This is a genomic window from Luteibacter aegosomatissinici, assembly GCF_023078495.1.
GTDB classification, from domain to species: Bacteria; Pseudomonadota; Gammaproteobacteria; order Xanthomonadales; family Rhodanobacteraceae; genus Luteibacter; species Luteibacter aegosomatissinici.
Window position 1 is genome coordinate 417,662 of sequence record NZ_CP095742.1, and the last position, 16,825, is coordinate 434,486.

The 16,825-nt window shown below is 65.7% G+C and carries 13 protein-coding genes; 7 read left to right on the forward strand and 6 right to left on the reverse strand.

What is annotated here, in order from left to right; genetic code table 11:
* Positions 1–9: 9 nt before the first annotated feature.
* Both L2Y97_RS01900 and L2Y97_RS01905 read right to left on the reverse strand, forming a co-directional pair.
* On the reverse strand, positions 10–3,447 hold the full coding sequence (locus L2Y97_RS01900; protein ID WP_247436980.1) for an ankyrin repeat domain-containing protein: 3,438 nt from the start codon (positions 3,445–3,447) through the stop codon (positions 10–12).
* A gap of 90 nt (positions 3,448–3,537) precedes the next feature.
* Positions 3,538–3,840, reverse strand: a complete 303-nt coding sequence (locus L2Y97_RS01905) for a YcgL domain-containing protein (protein ID WP_247432250.1) — start codon at positions 3,838–3,840, stop codon at positions 3,538–3,540.
* A gap of 229 nt (positions 3,841–4,069) precedes the next feature.
* On the opposite strand from L2Y97_RS01905, the gene L2Y97_RS01910 reads away from it, so the two are divergent.
* On the forward strand, positions 4,070–5,491 hold the full coding sequence (locus tag L2Y97_RS01910; RefSeq protein ID WP_247432253.1) for an OmpP1/FadL family transporter: 1,422 nt from the start codon (positions 4,070–4,072) through the stop codon (positions 5,489–5,491).
* Positions 5,492–5,656: 165 nt separating this feature from the next.
* Here the strand turns inward: L2Y97_RS01910 and L2Y97_RS01915 are convergent, their stop codons facing one another.
* From L2Y97_RS01915 to trxA, 3 genes are all read right to left on the reverse strand, one after another.
* Positions 5,657–7,027, reverse strand: coding sequence for a glutamate--cysteine ligase (locus L2Y97_RS01915; protein ID WP_247432255.1), 1,371 nt, complete (start codon positions 7,025–7,027; stop codon positions 5,657–5,659).
* 181 nt (positions 7,028–7,208) lie between these two features.
* Positions 7,209–8,990: a transcription termination factor Rho gene (gene rho, locus L2Y97_RS01920; protein ID WP_247432258.1), complete on the reverse strand. Its 1,782-nt coding sequence runs from the start codon at positions 8,988–8,990 to the stop codon at positions 7,209–7,211.
* Between the two features lie 159 nt (positions 8,991–9,149).
* Complete coding sequence (gene trxA, locus L2Y97_RS01925) at positions 9,150–9,476, reverse strand: thioredoxin TrxA (protein ID WP_139979157.1); 327 nt, start codon at positions 9,474–9,476, stop codon at positions 9,150–9,152.
* A gap of 423 nt (positions 9,477–9,899) precedes the next feature.
* On the opposite strand from trxA, the gene L2Y97_RS01930 reads away from it, so the two are divergent.
* The 5 genes from L2Y97_RS01930 to ung all read left to right on the forward strand — a co-directional run bounded on the left by L2Y97_RS01930 (position 9,900) and on the right by ung (position 15,050).
* On the forward strand, positions 9,900–11,648 hold the full coding sequence (locus tag L2Y97_RS01930) for a DEAD/DEAH box helicase (protein ID WP_247432260.1): 1,749 nt from the start codon (positions 9,900–9,902) through the stop codon (positions 11,646–11,648).
* Positions 11,649–11,842: 194 nt separating this feature from the next.
* Entirely contained in the window at positions 11,843–12,520 is a 678-nt protein-coding gene (gene ftsE, locus L2Y97_RS01935) for a cell division ATP-binding protein FtsE (RefSeq protein WP_247432263.1), read from the forward strand.
* The gene (gene ftsX / locus L2Y97_RS01940) at positions 12,517–13,497 is read left to right on the forward strand and encodes a permease-like cell division protein FtsX (protein ID WP_247432266.1); all 981 of its coding nucleotides are present in this window, start codon (positions 12,517–12,519) and stop codon (positions 13,495–13,497) included. The genes ftsE and ftsX overlap by 4 nt, the downstream gene beginning before the upstream one ends.
* A gap of 15 nt (positions 13,498–13,512) precedes the next feature.
* On the forward strand, positions 13,513–14,352 hold the full coding sequence (locus tag L2Y97_RS01945) for a response regulator (RefSeq protein ID WP_247432269.1): 840 nt from the start codon (positions 13,513–13,515) through the stop codon (positions 14,350–14,352).
* Positions 14,349–15,050: a uracil-DNA glycosylase gene (gene ung, locus L2Y97_RS01950; protein WP_247432272.1), complete on the forward strand. Its 702-nt coding sequence runs from the start codon at positions 14,349–14,351 to the stop codon at positions 15,048–15,050. The genes L2Y97_RS01945 and ung overlap by 4 nt, the downstream gene beginning before the upstream one ends.
* 184 nt (positions 15,051–15,234) lie before the next feature.
* Here the strand turns inward: ung and L2Y97_RS22480 are convergent, their stop codons facing one another.
* Entirely contained in the window at positions 15,235–15,648 is a 414-nt protein-coding gene (locus L2Y97_RS22480) for a type II toxin-antitoxin system PemK/MazF family toxin (protein ID WP_425492810.1), read from the reverse strand.
* Between the two features lie 309 nt (positions 15,649–15,957).
* On the opposite strand from L2Y97_RS22480, the gene rpoH reads away from it, so the two are divergent.
* Positions 15,958–16,818: an RNA polymerase sigma factor RpoH gene (gene rpoH, locus L2Y97_RS01955; protein WP_247432274.1), complete on the forward strand. Its 861-nt coding sequence runs from the start codon at positions 15,958–15,960 to the stop codon at positions 16,816–16,818.
* Positions 16,819–16,825 lie beyond the last annotated feature (7 nt).

The following is a 16,825-nucleotide window of genomic DNA, read 5'->3' on the forward strand; positions in this document are numbered from 1 at the left end:
GCGATGCTCCTATTCGGGCTGCGCCGGCTGCCGCAACGTCTGCCTCACGCTGGGAATGGCGTTCGCCCGCACCCCCAGCTCGTGCGCAATGTCCACATACCCAATATGCCGCGCTACATCCGCCGCCGTACGACCAAAGGCATCCGCAGCGTTGCGGTTCGCGCCACGGTGCAACAGCACGCGTGCAGGCGGTAGCAGCGCGTGCATGGCACTGGCATGCAGTGCGCTTACGCCGCGGTGATCCGCATGCTCCATCGTCGCGCCGGCATCGAGCAGCACGGGTACCAGCGCGCCAAGGTGGGTAGCATCCGCCGTAGCGCCAGGACGCATGTGCGACCCCAGCAGCAGAAGCAATGGCGTCGCGCCATCCTTGTCAGCCTTGTTCACGTCGGCACCCTTGCCGATCACCATGTCGAGCAGGCGGCGCGCACGCAGGCTGTCGCTGCTGCCAAAGCAGTACTGTGCGGCGGCATGCAGTGCAGTGTGGCCGTGCGCATCCTCTGCGTTGGCATCCGCGCCGGCGGTAAGCAGCCGCTCCACGATCTCGGGGTAGCCGAGTGCGGCGGCGATCATCAGGGCCGTGGTATCGCCAGGCAGGCGTTGGTCGGCGGCAACGCCGCGCGCCAGCAGGAGTTCGATCACCGATTCACGGCGCGCATTGACCGCCGCTGCCAGCGGGGTCACGCCGGACGCGGCACTGGTCACCGGGTTGGCTCCGGCATCCATGAGGTGGGCGACGACATCGGCCTGCCCCGCGCCGGCGGCGCGCAGCAGGGCGGTGGCGCCTTGTGCATCGCGTGTATCCACATCGAACCCGAGTTCCAGCAGGCGGTCGATGGCCTGCATGTCCCCCACGGCGGCCGCGGCGGGCAGGTCGGCGGCGGTTAGCGGGCGGCCCGGCAAGGGCCACTGTGGCCAGCTGAGCCAGCGCTCGACATCGCCGTGACCAATGCCCAGGCCATAGGGGGTCTCGCCGTTAACGTCGGCCGCTTCAGGGTTAGCGCCGTTAGCCACCAGCAAGCGAACGAGAGGGAGCGCATCCCCACCATGCTCGAGCGCGGCATGCAGTGGCGTTCGGCCACCGGCATCGCGCACGTTGGGATCGAGGCCGCGTGCGAGCAGCGCACCAAGCAACCGCGAGCAGCCGGTGGCGGCGGCCATATGCATCGGCGTGCGGCCGCGCGCATCGGCGCCGAACGGATCGGCGCCGGCTTCCAGCATGGCCAGCGCAAGGCGCTCATCCGCCCCGTCAAGGCGGCAGATGGCCTGGCCCAGGAGCCCTGCGCCAGCCGGGCTGGCGCCAGCACGCATGAGTTGCAGCAGCGCATCCGCCGATTGCGGCAACTGGGGTAGTAGCGCATCGAAAAGGCGTCGGCCAAGCACGTCGCCCGTCTCATCCGCCGGCGGCGCAAGGCGTGCCTCGGCGGCCAAGCCATGATCGAAAAGCCACGCCCGTGCCGCATCGAAGCCGGGGCCGGCAAGGTCGATGTACATCGCCGCGAGCTCATGTACGGGCCATTCGCGCACTTTCGCCGCGAACGTGGAAGCGACGGCCCAGTGACCGAAGCGAAGCGCATCGTGCAGGTGTAGCGGCGAATCCGCGCCAGCCTCGGGCAACACCGATTCGCTCAGGGAGGTCGGCAGCGGCGTTTCAGGATCGAGCAACGCGACGAAGTCCCAACGCCCCCCGGCCGTGGCGTGGTCGAGCGGACTGCGGCCGTCCGCGCCGATATCCTTTGCCTGTGCGCCGATAGCGAGCAGGGCCCGAACGGTTGCAGCCTGGGCGCGCGGCGACTGGCAGGCGAGGGTGAGTGCATCGCGGCCGTGGCCATCGCGGGGCGAGGCATCGGCCTGGTTATCGGCCAGCATCTGCACAATGCCGGCGGCGCCCGCACGTGCAGCTTCCATCAGCGCCGTCGTCCCGTGGCGATCGGCCAGGTTCGGGTTGGCGTGGGCCTGCAGCAACGCGCGCGCGACCTGCTCGTGCCCCTCGGCGGCGGCCGCGATCAGCGCGGTACGGCCATGCGCGTTGGCCGCGTTCACCGGGGCCTTGTGCCGAAGCAGGATCTTGACGCCCTCGGCATCGTCATCCGTGATGCTGGCGGCGGCGACGAGCGCGGGTTCCGCGCCCACCGGTGCCGGCTTCGCACCGTGTTCAAGGAGGAACCGTGCCAGCGCCCAATTGGCGGCGCGGCATGCGATGGCCAGGGGCGTTTCGCCGGCGGCATTTACCGCATCGACCGGCGCGCCAGCATCGAGCAGCATGGCCGCGACCATTGGCTCGGCGCTGAGCACCGCGCCGTGCAGGGCGGTGTTGCCCTCTGCATCGGTGGCCGAGGCATTCGCGCCGTTGGAGAGCAGGGTGAGAACGGCATCCGGGCGACCGTGCCAGCTATCGCGGCAGGCGGCGAGCAGGGCGGTGACACCGTGGTGCGGTCGGTCTACTTCTGCGCCGCGCGCGATGAGTGCGCGCAGGAGCCGTGTATCCGCCGAGAGCGCCGCGAGCGTGAGCACGGGGCGCTGGTCACGATCGCCCGGTTCGGCCGGGGTGTTCGGGTTGGCTCCGGCTTCGACCAGGGCGACCGCACGGGCGACATCGGCCGCGCGGATCGCGGCCAGCAGGGCGCCGTCACGAATTTCAGGCTGCTGCTCTTCCGTGGAAAGCTGCGGAATGGGCGTGGGGGTCGGCACCCTGTGGGCATCGTTCAAGGCCGGCTCACGACGGGTATCCGCGCGTGCGGTGCGCAGATGGCCGCGGCGATCACAGAGCAAGGCGCGCAGGGTGCGGTTGGCGATGAGCAGCGAGCAAGCGGGCAACACCACGACGCCATAGATCGCCAGTGCGGCGATACGCATCTCGGAGGGAAGTACGCCATACAGCCCGGATAGCGCGACGGCACAGAAGGCCAGCACGAGCAGGCCCAGTGCCGCCGGGAGGAAATGCGTGAAAAAGCGCTCCTCGGCCGACAGGTGCCTCCCAAAGCTGAGCGAGCGGGCCATGGCCGTGAAGATCCATGAGCCATCGCCGCTGCTTTCCGGGTAGGCGTCATCCCACAGGTACACCAGGCCAAACGCGGGCCACATGCGCCACAGCACGCCGAACGCCACGACCAGCGAGGCGGCGAGGAGCAGTGCGGCACCCAGGCTGGGTGCCTGGGTGAGCTTGAGCAGCGGCCAGGCCACCAGCACGAACACCACGAAGGTGTAGATCGTGAACATCACCACGTAAGCGGAGCCCCGGCGCAGGGCGGTCCGCAGGTACGTGGGCTCCGGATCGAAACCGATGGCGTGGCATACCGCGGCCATGCCCAGCGCGTTGGCGAGCAGCAGCGGGATCAGGGCGAGCGGTGAGGCGGAAAGGCCAGCACACGCGACAGCGGCAAGGGCGGGCAGGAACCAGGGCAGCGCCTTGATCAGCGGCGGTCGACGTCGTTTGGGATTGGCCATGCGCGCGAGTATACGGACCACGCCACGCCTGCGCGGTAACCCTGTGTTAACCCGGGCTCGACGTTTCCGGAATGCGCGGTTTCGGCCAGGTCAGGCCCTGACGAGCGATGCGTCCGGGTCGATCTCTCGGTTCAGGTTGGGCTGGTTGCAAACGCTCAGGGTTTCATTCGGTGGCGCTTGCAGGTGCCAGCCCTGCCCACCCAACGAAGCGAGGACTTTCTCAGTGTCCTCGTGCGGGAGCTTCCGCTGCGGGGTGAGTTCCACTTCAAGCACGAAGCGCAGTTCGCCGAGCAATAGCACGAGCGGCTCGGGAAGCACATCGAAGCCTTCCCGGCGGGCGAGCCAGACGTAGGTATCGGGTTTGCGCAGGCTGGCGTAGACGTAGCAGTGCATGACGGCAGGTCTCGCGGCGGCGTGGCGTTCCAGTCTACCGGATCCGCCGTCGGGACGAGGGGAGAATCTGTGGCCTGTTTCAGGTTTGTTGCACCTGCACTTGCAAAATCTTCGTCAACTCGTCCAGAGTTCGACCCCAGATTGTTAAACGCGCGTATGAAAACGGCTAAGTTTTGCGTTTTCCGCCCCGTTCGATCCCCGTCAGAACAATAAGCAGGAGCCGCTCCGCATGCAGATGAAACTTCACACCCGCCCGCTGGCCATCGCGGCCCTCTCGCTGGCCATCGCCGGCGCGATCGTGGCCCCGCAGGCTGCCCACGCCAGCGCGTTCCAGCTGAAGGAAAACAGCGCCAAGGCGCTCGGCCGCGCGTTCGCCGGCTCGGCCGCCGCGGGTGACGATGCCTCGGTTATCGTGAACAACCCGGCTGCCATGTCCATGCTGGAAGGCAACACCTTCCAGGCCGACGTCACCGGCATCAACTTCAGCACCAAGTTCCATGGCACCGCCACCGATGCCCAGGGTCGCCCGATCTCTGGCGGCAACGGCGGCGATGCAGGCACCACCATCCCGGTGCCGGCGTTCTACATCGCATCCAAGGTCAGCGATCGCTGGCACATCGGCCTGGGCCTCACCGCCCCGTTCGGCTTCAAGACCGACTACGACGCCGACTGGAAGGGCCGCTACAACGCCATCAAGTCCGACTTCAAGTCGTACGACGCCACGCTGTCGGCCTCGTTCGACGTGACCGACGATTTCGCGATCGGCGCCAGCTTCATCGCGCAGAAGACCACCGCTGAACTCACCAGCGCCGTGAACTACAACAGCGCCGCCCTGGGCGTGCTGCAGCAGGGTATCGCTGCTGGCGCCATCCCGGTGCAGGCTGCGGCGCAGTACGCCGGCCTCATCAACACCGTCGTGCCGCGTGGCACCGACGGCGTCGCCAAGATCAAGGGTGACGACTGGGCCTACGGCTGGCAGCTCGGCGGCCTGTGGAAGCTCACCGCGCAGGATCGCATCGCGCTGAACTACCGCAGCGCCATCAAGCACCACCTGGAAGGCACCGGTAACTTCACCGTGCCGGCCAACGTCAGCGCGCTGCTTTCGAACCCGGCAATTTCCAGCCTGTTCCAGGGCCAGCCGCCGTTCACGCACACCGATGGCACCGCGGGCTTCGAAACCCCGGCCGTGGCCACGGCCAGCTTCTGGCACCAGGACCAGAAGTTCGGCTTCGGTATCGATGCCTCGTGGACCAAGTGGGATTCGTTCAAGAACCTCACGGTGAACTACTCCAACCCGAACCAGCCGCCGACGACGGAAGTCTACGACTGGCGTAACACGTGGTTCGTGTCGGTCGGTGGCGAGTACTACGTCAACGACAAGTTCACCCTGCGTGGCGGTGTCGCTGTCGATACCACCCCGACCTACGCCGACACCCGCTCGCCGCGCGTGCCGGATTCGACCCGCAAGTGGCTCGCCTTCGGTATGGGCTACAAGGTGTCGGAGAAGTTCGAGATCAACGCCGGCTACGCCCACATCTTCGTCAACAAGGCGCACATGAACGGCGTCGAGAGCGCCACCGGGGATACGCTGGTCGGCGAGAACGACGACAAGGGCAACCTGCTCAGCCTGTCGGCCAAGTACCAGTTCTGATCGCTTAACGCGAACAGGCACTGAAAAAAAACCTCCCCGGCGACGGGGAGGTTTTTTTTATGCCTTCCGTAGGAGCCCACCCTGTGGGCGATATCCTTTGCGATGACGCCGCAGGACCTGCCGCTCGTCCGCGACCGCCGTCGCCCACAGGGTGGGCTCCTACAATCAGTAAGCGTATTCGCTGAAGACAGGATCCACGCTGCCGTTCCAGTTGCCATGGAACTGCTCGAGCTTCGTATCGGCCTGGGTCTTGCCCGAGAGCGCGATCTCCAGCAGTGGCTCGAGGTAGATCGATTCATCCGCACCACGGTTGCTGCGCACGTTGCGGCGCTTCAGGCCGTGATCGGCGATCTTTAGTGCTTCGAGCGACAGCTCACGCACCGTGTGGTCGCGGAACTTCAGGTGCAGCGCTTCCTTCGGCACACCATCACGCAGCGCGTGACGCTCGGCCTTGCTGAAATCCTTCACCAGGTCCCATGCCGCATCGAGTGCGACATCGTCGTATAGCAGGCCCACCCAGAAGGCGGGCAGGGCGCACAGCTGGTTCCACGGGCTGGCATCGGCGCCGCGCATTTCCAGGTACTGCTTCAGGCGTACTTCCGGGAAGGCCGTGGTGAGGTGGTCGGCCCAATCCTTCATGGTGGGTTTCACGCCCGGCAGTTCGGTGAGCTCGCCACGCATGAATTTGCGGAAATCCTTGCCGGACAGATCGATGTACTTGCCATCGCGGTAGCTGAAGTACATCGGCACACCGAGGATGTAATCCACGTAGCGCTCGTAGCCAAAGCCATCCTCGAACACGAAATCGAGCATGCCGGTGCGGTCGGCGTCCGTATCGGTCCACACCTGCGAGCGGAACGACTTGAAGCCGTTCGGCTTGCCCTCGGTGAAGGGTGAGTTGGCGAAGAGCGCGGTGGCGATCGGCTGCAGCGCCAGCGCGACGCGGAACTTCTTCACCATGTCCGCTTCGGTGGCGTAATCCAGGTTCACCTGCACGGTGCAGGTGCGGGTCATCATGTCCAGGCCGAGCGAGCCGACCTTGGGCATGTACTCGCGCATGATCTTGTAGCGGCCCTTTGGCATCCACGGCATCTGGTCGCGGCGCCATTTGGGCTGGAAGCCCATGCCGAGGAAGCCGATGCCGAATTCGTCGGCCACCGAGCGCACTTCCTTCAGGTGGTTGCTGACTTCGTCGCAGGTCTGGTGGATCGACTCCAGCGGTGCGCCAGAGAGCTCCAGCTGGCCGGCCGGCTCAAGGGTGATGTTGGCCTTGCCCTTCGACAGCGCGACCGGCGTATCGCCTTCACGGGCGATATCCCAGTCGTAGCGCTCAGCCAGGCCCTCGAGGATGGCACGGATGCCGGGGCGCTTGCCCTCGAACGGCGGTGGGGTCAGGTCATCGGTATAGAAGCCGAACTTCTCGTGCTCGGTGCCGATGCGCCAGGCGTCGCGCGGCTTTTCGCCCTCGGCGAGGTAGGCGACCAGGTCGTGGCGGTCACCGATGGGCGTGCTCTTGGCGGCGCTGGGAATGGACACAAAACTTCCTTGGCAGTGGACGGCAGGGGCCGTAGCCGCCCCACATGGGGGCGCATGCCGCCCGGGAAAAGGTGTCATGCCCGCGGCGGAGCGTAACAAAACCCGGTCACTGCCGTGCGAGCGCCGGGCAAGAAAAAGGCCGCCCCGAGGGGCGGCCTTTCGTCTGTGCCATTACTGGACTTCAGCGCTTCATCGAGTTGAAGAACTCGTCGTTCGACTTGGTGTTCTTCATCTTGTCGAGCATGAACTCCATCGCAGCCAGCTCGTCCATCGGGTGAAGGAGCTTGCGCAGGATCCAGATCTTCGCGAGCAGGTCCGGATCGATCAGCAGATCCTCGCGGCGGGTGCCGGAGCGGTTGATGTCGATGGCCGGGTAGACGCGCTTCTCGGAGATGCGGCGGGACAGGTGCACTTCCATGTTGCCGGTGCCCTTGAACTCCTCGTAGATCACCTCGTCCATCTTGGAACCGGTGTCCGTCAGCGCCGTGGCGATGATGGTGAGGCTGCCGCCTTCTTCGACGTTACGCGCCGCACCGAAGAAGCGCTTGGGGCGCTGCAGGGCGTTGGCATCCACGCCGCCGGTGAGCACCTTGCCGGAGCTGGGCACCACGGTGTTATACGCGCGGGCCAGGCGGGTGATCGAATCGAGCAGGATCACCACATCCTTCTTGTGCTCGACCAGGCGCTTGGCGCGCTCGATCACCATCTCGGCGACCTGCACGTGGCGCACGGCCGGTTCATCGAAGGTGGAGCTGATGACCTCGGCCCGGACGGTGCGGGCGATTTCCGTGACTTCTTCCGGGCGCTCATCGATCAGCAGCATGATCAGGTGAACGTCGGGGTGGTTGTACTGGATGGCCTGCGCGATGTTCTGCAGCATCATCGTCTTACCCGACTTGGGCTGGGAGACGATAAGGCCGCGCTGGCCACGGCCGATCGGCGCCACCAGGTCGAGGATGCGGCCGGTGATGTCTTCGGTGGAGCCGTTGCCACGCTCGAGCTTGAACGCCTTGCGCGGGAACAGTGGGGTCAGGTTTTCGAACAGCAGCTTGTTCTTCGACGCTTCCGGCGGATCGCCGTTGATGTCGTCCACCTTGAGCATGGCGAAGTAACGCTCGCCTTCCTTCGGGTGGCGCACGCGTCCGGTGATGTAATCGCCGGTGCGCAGGTTGAAACGGCGGATCTGGCTGGGCGAGACGTAGATGTCGTCGGGACCGGCCAGGTAGGACTCATCGGCGGAACGCAGGAAGCCGAAGCCGTCCTGGAGGATTTCGAGCACGCCCTCGGCCCAGATGCCACCGCCGGAGCGGGCATGCGCCTTGAGGATGCTGAACACGACATCCTGCTTGCGCTGGCGGGCCACGCCCTCGCGGATACCCAGCGATTCGGCGAATTCGAGGAGCTGGATGGAATTCTTGCGCTTGAGCTCGGTCAGGTTGATCAGGCGATCGTTGCTGCCGGCATCGGCGTTCTCGTCGTCATCGACGGGGTAGCCGTTGTTGTTGCGCTGGTGCTGGTAGTTGCCACCACCGTTGCCACCACCGCCGCCCTGGCGCTGCTGGTTGTTGTTGCGGTCGTTGCGGTCGTTGCGGCGGCGACGGCCGCGGCCTTCGCGTTCGCGGCGATCGCCGCCCTGGTTGCCCTGGCCACCCTGGTTCGGGTTCTGGCCCTGGCCGCCTTGATTCGGATTCTGGCCGCCTTCGCGGCCTTCCTGCGGCTGGCGCGCTTCGGCAGCCGGCGGGTTATTGAGCTGAAGCTCAGCCTGGGGTGCCGGCACGGGGGGCAACGGCGGTGGCGGAGGGGGAGCGGGGGCCGGTGCGGGAGCCGGCGCCGGGGCGCTCGTCTCTACCGCGGCGGCAGGGGCCGTCGGCGCCTTGCGGCGCGTACGCGGACGCGGTTCGGTCGCAGGCTGGTCGCCGGCGCCCTTGGCGTCGATGGAGTCTTTGGTTTCGATATCGGACACGGGCAAACCTCACGGGGCGCCGTTGGAAGAAAGAGGTGGGAGGGTTCGCGGCTGGGGGGACAGCGGGGTGTCCCGGGGCGAACGCCTAGAGCCTAGCATCGCGTGAGGCGCAAGGTAAAGCGCCTCACGCGGTGGCTCGAGAAGATGACGCGTTGTCGCTTAGATGGACTTGTCGATGAACTGGGCGAGCACGCCCTTGTTCACGGCACCGACCTGGGTGCCGGCAACCTTGCCATCCTTGAACACCATGAGGGTGGGGATGCCACGGATGCCGAACTGGCGCGGGGTCTGCTGGTTTTCGTCGATGTTGATCTTCACGATCTTCACCTTGCCCTGGTACTCATCCGCCAGCTGCTCGAGGGCGGGGGCAATCGCCTTGCAGGGGCCGCACCATTCCGCCCAGAAATCGAGCAGGACAGGGGTGTCGGATTCAAGGACGTCCTTCGAGAAGGCGGCGTCGCTCGTGTGGGTGATCTTGTCGCTCACCGTGGTCTCCAAATCGGGTGTTAAGGGGAGTTGACGACCGTGACGCTGGCATCGGCTACACTTAGGAGCCCCATGTCGCGGGTCCAACCGGAACCGAAGGTCTTGGCCATTGCAGCCGGTGGCCCTCATTCCACCCGAACTAGGGGCGCGATTCAAGCGATTCAAGGTGCCAGCGGATGGTTTCCGTTGACATAGGTAAACCGGTTCGAGCAGCCGGTTCAGCTATGCCAGCGGGAGCTGTCGGGCCTGGTACTTCCGCCTCCGGCCAACGTGCGCCGGGCGCGTCGACACGCCGCCGGGCTGGCAACCGGGGGCCTTGCGACCCTCCCGCTGGCGCCGGCCGGATCAACCACCCGTCCCGTGGTGCATTCCTTGCCGCAGGGACGGCGCCGCGTACCCGCGGCGCAAGCTTCCAGGCCCATCATGTCCCAGACCGTACTTACCGACGTCTTTTACGAAAACCTCGAGCTCCATCCCCTGCTGCAGCAGGGCCTCGCCACCGTCGGCATCACCCGCTGCACGCCCATCCAGGCGCTGACCCTCCCGGTCGCCCTGACCGGCCGCGATGTCGCGGGCCAGGCCCAGACCGGCACCGGCAAGACCTTCGCCTTCCTCGTGGCCCTTATGGACCGCCTGCTGAAGAACCCGGCCGCCCCGGGGCGCAAGGATTCTGACCCGCGCGCCCTCATCATCGCGCCCACCCGCGAACTCGCCATCCAGATCGAGAAGGATTTCCAGACGATCGGCAAGGCCACCGGCCTGCGTAGCGCCCTGATCTATGGTGGCGTGGATTACGACAAGCAGCGCCAGCAGCTGCGCGACGGTTGCGACATCATCATCGCCACCCCCGGCCGCCTGCTCGATTACTACAAGCAGGATGTGTTCGGCTTTGGCAGCGTCGAAGTGATGGTCATCGACGAAGCCGACCGCATGTTCGACCTGGGCTTCATCAAGGATGTGCGCTTCATCTTCCGCCGTCTGCCGGCCCGCGAGAAGCGCCAGGTGCTGTTGTTCTCGGCCACCCTGAGCCACCGCGTGCTGGAGCTGGCCTACGAGCACATGCACGAGGCCGAAAAACTGGTGGTGGAGACCGAAAACGTCACCGCCGACCGCGTCCGCCAGGTGGTCTACTTCCCCTCCAAGGAAGAAAAGATGCCGCTGCTGCTCAACCTGCTCGAGGAGAGCAAGGCCGAGCGCAGCATCATCTTCGTGAACACCAAGGCCGCGGCCGAGCGCATCACCGATCGCCTCAAGCGCCACAATTTCCGCGTGGGCGCCATCTCGGGCGACGTGCCGCAGGTCAAGCGCCAGAAGTTGCTGCAGCGTTTCCAGGATGGCCAGATCGACATGCTGGTCGCCACCGATGTGGCGGCGCGCGGCCTGCACATCCCGGCTGTGAGCCACGTGTTCAACTACGACCTGCCGCAGGATGCCGAAGACTACGTGCACCGCATCGGCCGTACCGCCCGCCTGGGTGCCGAAGGCGATGCCATCAGCTTCGCCTGCGACCTGTACGCGATGGGCCTGCCGGACATCGAGACCTACATCAACCAAAAGATCCCGACGGCGTCGATCGATGCGCGGCTGCTGGTGATGCCGGCCCCTCGCCCGCGCGCCGATGGCGTGCAGGACGAGGTGGATGATCCGAACGACACCGGCGGCCATATTCCGACCCGCGGCGCGCCGCCGGAGAAGAGTGGTCGTGGCGGCCGTGGCGGTCGCGATGGCCAGCGCTCCGGTTCGCGCTCGGGCTCGGGCTCGGGTGAGCGATCGGGCAATCGCGAGCGCCGTCCCCGCCAGGACAAGCCGGCCGGTGGCTCGACCGAAGTGCCGGTGAAGACCGTGGTGGTGGCCGAGACGGTGGCCGAACTGCCCGCCGCCGCCGAAGCCATGGCTGCCGATTCGGCACCCAAGAAGCGGCGCCGTCGTGGCGGTCGTGGCCGTGGCCGTCGTGAGGGTGGCGAAGGTGCGCCGCCGGTCCGGATCCAGGACGCCAATACCTCCGCCACCCCGCGCCCGGCGGGTGCGGATGGTGCGACGGCGAACGGCAGCCGCCGCCCGTCGCGTCACGTCGCGGCGTCGCGGCCAGCGGCCACGCCGGCACCGGTCGCCGCGCCCGTGAAGAAGGAAGGCTTCTTCCGCCGCCTGGGTCGCATCTTCGGCGGCAAATAAGCGCCATCGCGCGCAAGCGCGCTCCTACAGGGCCTGGCGCCCTTGTAGGAGCGTGCTCGCAAGCGATAAGCCAACGAAGCGGCGACGCGGCACCTTCGTGTCCCCTCGTCACCCCCGAACCGCGACCCACACCCAGCCCAAACGGCCCCCGCATCCCGTATCCTCTAGGGATTCACGGGCCAACGGGTAACGCGGTGATCGGTTTTGATCTGGTGAGCAAACGATACGAGGGCGACCACCAGGCCCTTACGGATGTCTCGTTCCAGGTCGATGCCGGCGAAATGGCGTTCGTCACCGGTCACTCCGGCGCGGGCAAGAGCACGCTGCTCAAGCTGCTGGCCATGATCGAGCGCCCCACCAACGGTGTGGTCACCCTGGATGGGCAGAAGCTCAACACCGTCCGTTCGTCTGATATCCCCCGTATCCGCCGCAAGCTCGGCATGGTCTTCCAGGATCACCGTCTCCTGTTGGATCGCAGCGTCTTCGCCAATGTCGAGTTGCCATTGGTGATTGCGGGCGTGGCGCCCACGGAGCGTGCGCGCCGGGTTCGTGCCGCCCTTGAGAAAGTGGGGCTTCTGAGCTACGAAAAACAGCTACCCGGTACCCTGTCCACCGGCGAACAGCAGCGTGTAGGTATCGCGCGAGCCATCGTCGCGAAGCCCGCCGTGCTGATCGCCGATGAGCCCACGGGCAACCTCGATCCGCAGCTGGCCATGGAGATCATGGGCCTGTTCGCCGAATTCCAGGCGGTAGGCACCGCCGTCCTCGTCGCCAGCCACGACCTGATGCTGATCAAGCGTATGAAGAAGCGCGTCGTCGTCCTCGACCACGGCAAGTTGATTGCCGACGTGCCCGCCACGGAGGTCGTATGAACACCATACGCGAGCCGCGCCGCGCGCCCGAGCCGGAGAAAACCAAGCGCACCACGCCGCGTCACATTGGCGCCTGGCGTGAGCACCATGCATGGAGTCTTTCGATCAGCTGGCGCCGCCTGGCCTCGCGGCCGCTGGGTACCTTGCTTACGGTGGCGGTCATGGGCGTGGCGCTGGCGCTTCCGCTTGCGTTCTATCTGTTGCTCGGCAATGTCGAGCGCATGGGCGATGCCCTGGGCCGTAACCAGACCATCAGCGCCTTCATGAAGCCCGGCCAGAATGCGGCCATGGCAGAAACGGCAGCCTCCGCCTTGCGTGGTCGGCCCGAGGTGCAGGACATCACCGTGCGCACGCCGAAGGATGGGTTGGCCGAGTTGGCCGAAGTGCAGGGGTTCTCGGGCGCGCTCCAGTCACTCGATGAAAACCCGCTGCCTTATGTCCTGTCGGTGCAGCCCAAGCCCAGCCTGTCGGCCGATGATGCCGCGCGTCTCGTTGAATCGATGAAGGCCACGCCGGGCGTCGACATGGTCCAGGACACGGGCGCATGGCGGCAGCGCCTCGATGCGATCGTTGGCGTGGGAGCACGTGCCACCACGATGCTCGCGCTGCTGCTTGGCGTCGCGGCGCTGCTGGTCGTGGGCAACACCATACGCGTCGATATCCAGAGCCGCGCCGAGGAAATTGGCGTGCTGCTGCTTATCGGAGCCAGCCGTCCGTTCGTGCGCCGCCCCTATCTTTATGCGGGTATCTGGCTGGGCCTGCTTGCCGGCATCCTTGCCGTCGTGCTCGCGGTCGCGATCGAGCTTGCCATGGCCGGCCCGGTCGGGCGCCTGGCCGCCGCCTACGACGGCAGCGTGCAGTTCGGCGGGCTGCCGGTGTGGTTGCTTCTTTCGGTGCCGGTTGCGTCGGCCATCCTCGGATGGCTGGGGGCGCGACTGGTCAGTGCACGGCAGATCCGCCGCGCCGCGGCGGGTTAAGAGGGGAGGCAGGGGGTGGCATCGCATATCGGATCAGGCGTCGCTGGCGCCACGCCGCGCATCCTGCTGGTGGACGGCTCCAAGGTCGTGCGCCAGCTTATTTCACGCGTGGTCACCGCCGAGGTACCGGGCGTGGAGATCGTCGGCGTTGGCACGGGCGCCGAGGCCCAGACGGAATTGCAGCGCGGCGTCTTCGATTTCGTGACGGTGGCCTTGCGCCTGCCCGACATGGATGGCCTCGAAGTGGCTCGTTTCGTTCGCGAAGCGGCGCCGCAGATTTACATGCCCATCGTGGTGGTTTCCGGCGATGTGGAGCAGCGCCTGCATCGCCGTGAGCTGGGTGAATTCGTCACCGACTACTTCGACAAGTCGCTCGGGTTCGGCGCGCTCGCGGAATTCATCCGCGGCTACGTGCGCCCCGAGGGTGGCGCCGAAGGTGAAGTGCTCTACGTGGAAGATAGTCGCGTCGTGGCACTTGCGACCCGTCGCATGATGGAGAAGTACGGCCTGACCGTGCACCACGTGATCAGCGCGGAAGATGCGATTGAATTCCTGCGCGCCGCGAAGGCAGAAGGCCGTGTCGGTGCGGATGTCGTGCTCACCGATGTCAGCTTGAAGGGTGAACTCACGGGTGGCGATCTGGTTGAGCGCATTCGCAATGAATTCGGCTACGGCAAGGGTAAGCTGCCGACGCTGATCATGACGGGCGATGAGAACCCCGCGAATCAGGCGGCGCTATTGCGCGCTGGTGCCAATGACCTGGTCGAAAAGCCCGTTGAAGAAAAACTGCTGATCACGAAGCTGCTGTTCCAGTTGCGTGTGGCATTGCATCTACGCGCCCAGGCGGAAGCGTGAACGATCGCGTGCGGTTGGAAAGCTCCTGGAAGGAGCGCATTGGCGACTACCTGGATCGGCCAGAGATGCTGGCGCTCTCTGCATTCCTGCGCGATGAGAAAGCCCATGGCAAGGTTATCTACCCGCCCGGCCCCGAGATCTTCAGTGCGTTTGAGCACACACCATTCGACAAGGTGCGTGTCGTCATCCTTGGCCAGGATCCTTACCACGGCCCTGGCCAGGCGCACGGCTTGAGTTTTTCTGTTCGCCCCGGCGTGCGCGTACCGCCGTCACTGCAGAACATGTTCAAGGAAATCGAGAGCTGCCTCGGCATCCCGCGCCCGGATCATGGTTGCCTCACGCCCTGGGCCGATCGCGGCGTGCTACTGCTCAACGCGGTGCTCACGGTGGAAGCAGGGCAGGCTGGCTCGCATCAGGGCAAGGGCTGGGAAGGATTCACCGACGCCGCGATCGATGCGCTGAATCGCGAACGCGAAGGCCTGGTCTTCATGCTGTGGGGCAGCCACGCGCAGAAGAAGGGCCAGCTTATCGACGGCAAGCGCCACTGCATCCTGCGTAGCGTGCATCCCTCGCCACTTTCCGCACATCGCGGATTCATGGGGTGCGGGCACTTCGCAAAGGCCAATGCGTATCTCGAAGCGCGCGGCGAAGCGCCGATCGACTGGTCGTTGCCACGGCGCCTGGAACGTGAGTCCTGAATAGACAAAAGCCCGCGGCCGAAGCGCGCGGGCTAAGTAGCAACCGGATCACTTGTCATCGTGGTTCGGCCCGCCTCGATCGCTACCACTCAATGCATCGAGGTCTTGAAATCGGCTTCGCAGCCGATGGACAAAGGGACCATAGTTGTTGGGCGCCCAAGATGCAAGGGCGCGGTGCCTACATTCATTCGATTTCGAACACGAACGCCAAGGCCTTACGTATCTCGTAGAGCGTCGCCGCACTCACTCGCGATAGAGGTGCGAGTGCGTTGCCTCGCGTCGCTTGCACGCGTGCTTGAGAAAGTCGCTCAAAGCTTACCACCATCGCCATGTCGCATTTGGCCCAACGGTCACCCTCGCGATCGCACCATCCAGGTGGCATAGCATCTGCGGGAACGCGAACGTGCCAGCGGTCTTCATGCCGTGGTGGCGTCATGCTCACTGGGACGATGTTGGTGAGTCCGGTTCGTCCCTTCAGGCGACGGCTGACCACCACCACAGGGCGGGTCTTTGTCATTTCCCCGGATAGCGCTGAGCCAGGCGGTGGGAACCGGCAAATCAGGACGGTGCCGGGAAGGGGTGGGTAGAAGAAGGGCATGCCTGTGAGCCTAGGCAGGGCGCCACGGGGCGACTGCCGGCGCCCGGCGGCAAGATGTGTAGTCCTGACCCCTTTAGATTCGGGGGTCCAGCCCCATTTTCCTTGTGCTGCAGGCACCTACGTGCCGCCCTTGGCTGCCGGGCCCTCCGGTTGGCCGTCTGCCCCCTGAATACACCCCCGGGTCCTCTGGACATCCCGGGGGTATTTCTGTACCATTGAGTACAGCTAACCAATTTGAACTTCGGCAGGGGTTAGCACTCCCACCATGGGACTGCTAACCTGCACCGAGACTTTCAGGAGGTTCCACACATGTCCCAAGCCCTCGCCACCCGTAACTACGGGCTCCCGAGCGTCGTTGGCAGTCTGGATTCCTACATCGCGGCCGTCCATCGCATCCCGGTGCTCAGCCTTGACGAGGAGCAGACGCTTGCGCGGCGCTTCCACGACGACGCCGATCTCGACGCCGCCCGCCAGCTGGTGATGTCCCACCTTCGCTTCGTGGTGCACGTCGCCCGCGGTTACAACGGCTACGGCCTGCAGCTCTCCGACCTGATCCAGGAAGGCAACATCGGCCTGATGAAGGCGGTGAAGCGTTTCGATCCGGACCAGGGCGTGCGTCTGGTCAGCTTCGCGGTCCATTGGATCCGTGCCGAAATGCACGAGTTCATCCTGCGCAACTGGCGCATAGTGAAGGTCGCCACCACCAAGGCGCAGCGCAAGCTGTTCTTCAACCTGCGCAAGAGCAAGAAGCGCCTGGGTTGGATGAATGCCGAGGAAGTGCGCGTGGTCGCGCAGGACCTGGGTGTGCCGGAAGCCACTGTTCGCGAGATGGAATCGCGCCTGTCGGGCCGTGACGTGGGCTTCGAAGCCCCCGCCGACGCCGATGACGACGAGAAGCCGGCACCGGCGGCGTTCCTGGTCGATGAAGGCGCCGATCCGTACGACAACCTGGCCGAGGAAGACGCCTCGAACAACCAGATGGGTGCCCTTAGTTCGGCGCTGGCTAACCTGGATGCCCGCTCGCGCGACATCATCCAGCGCCGCTGGCTGGCCGAAGACGACAAGGCCACCCTGCAGGATCTGGCCGATGAGTACGGCGTTTCGGCTGAGCGTATCCGCCAGATCGAAGCGAATGCCATGAAGAAAATGCGTGTCGCCATCGCCGCCTGAGGGCTGC

Bases quoted from the DNA above. Each gene is read 5' to 3' on its own strand.
- L2Y97_RS01900 (WP_247436980.1), bottom strand. From the start codon at position 3,447: ATGGCCAATCCCAAACGACGTCGACCGCCGCTGATCAAGGCGCTGCCC.
- L2Y97_RS01905 (WP_247432250.1), bottom strand. From the start codon at position 3,840: ATGCACTGCTACGTCTACGCCAGCCTGCGCAAACCCGATACCTACGTC.
- L2Y97_RS01910 (WP_247432253.1), top strand. From the start codon at position 4,070: ATGCAGATGAAACTTCACACCCGCCCGCTGGCCATCGCGGCCCTCTCG.
- L2Y97_RS01930 (WP_247432260.1), top strand. From the start codon at position 9,900: ATGTCCCAGACCGTACTTACCGACGTCTTTTACGAAAACCTCGAGCTC.
- ftsX (WP_247432266.1), top strand. From the start codon at position 12,517: ATGAACACCATACGCGAGCCGCGCCGCGCGCCCGAGCCGGAGAAAACC.
- L2Y97_RS22480 (WP_425492810.1), bottom strand. From the start codon at position 15,648: ATGCCCTTCTTCTACCCACCCCTTCCCGGCACCGTCCTGATTTGCCGG.
- rpoH (WP_247432274.1), top strand. From the start codon at position 15,958: ATGTCCCAAGCCCTCGCCACCCGTAACTACGGGCTCCCGAGCGTCGTT.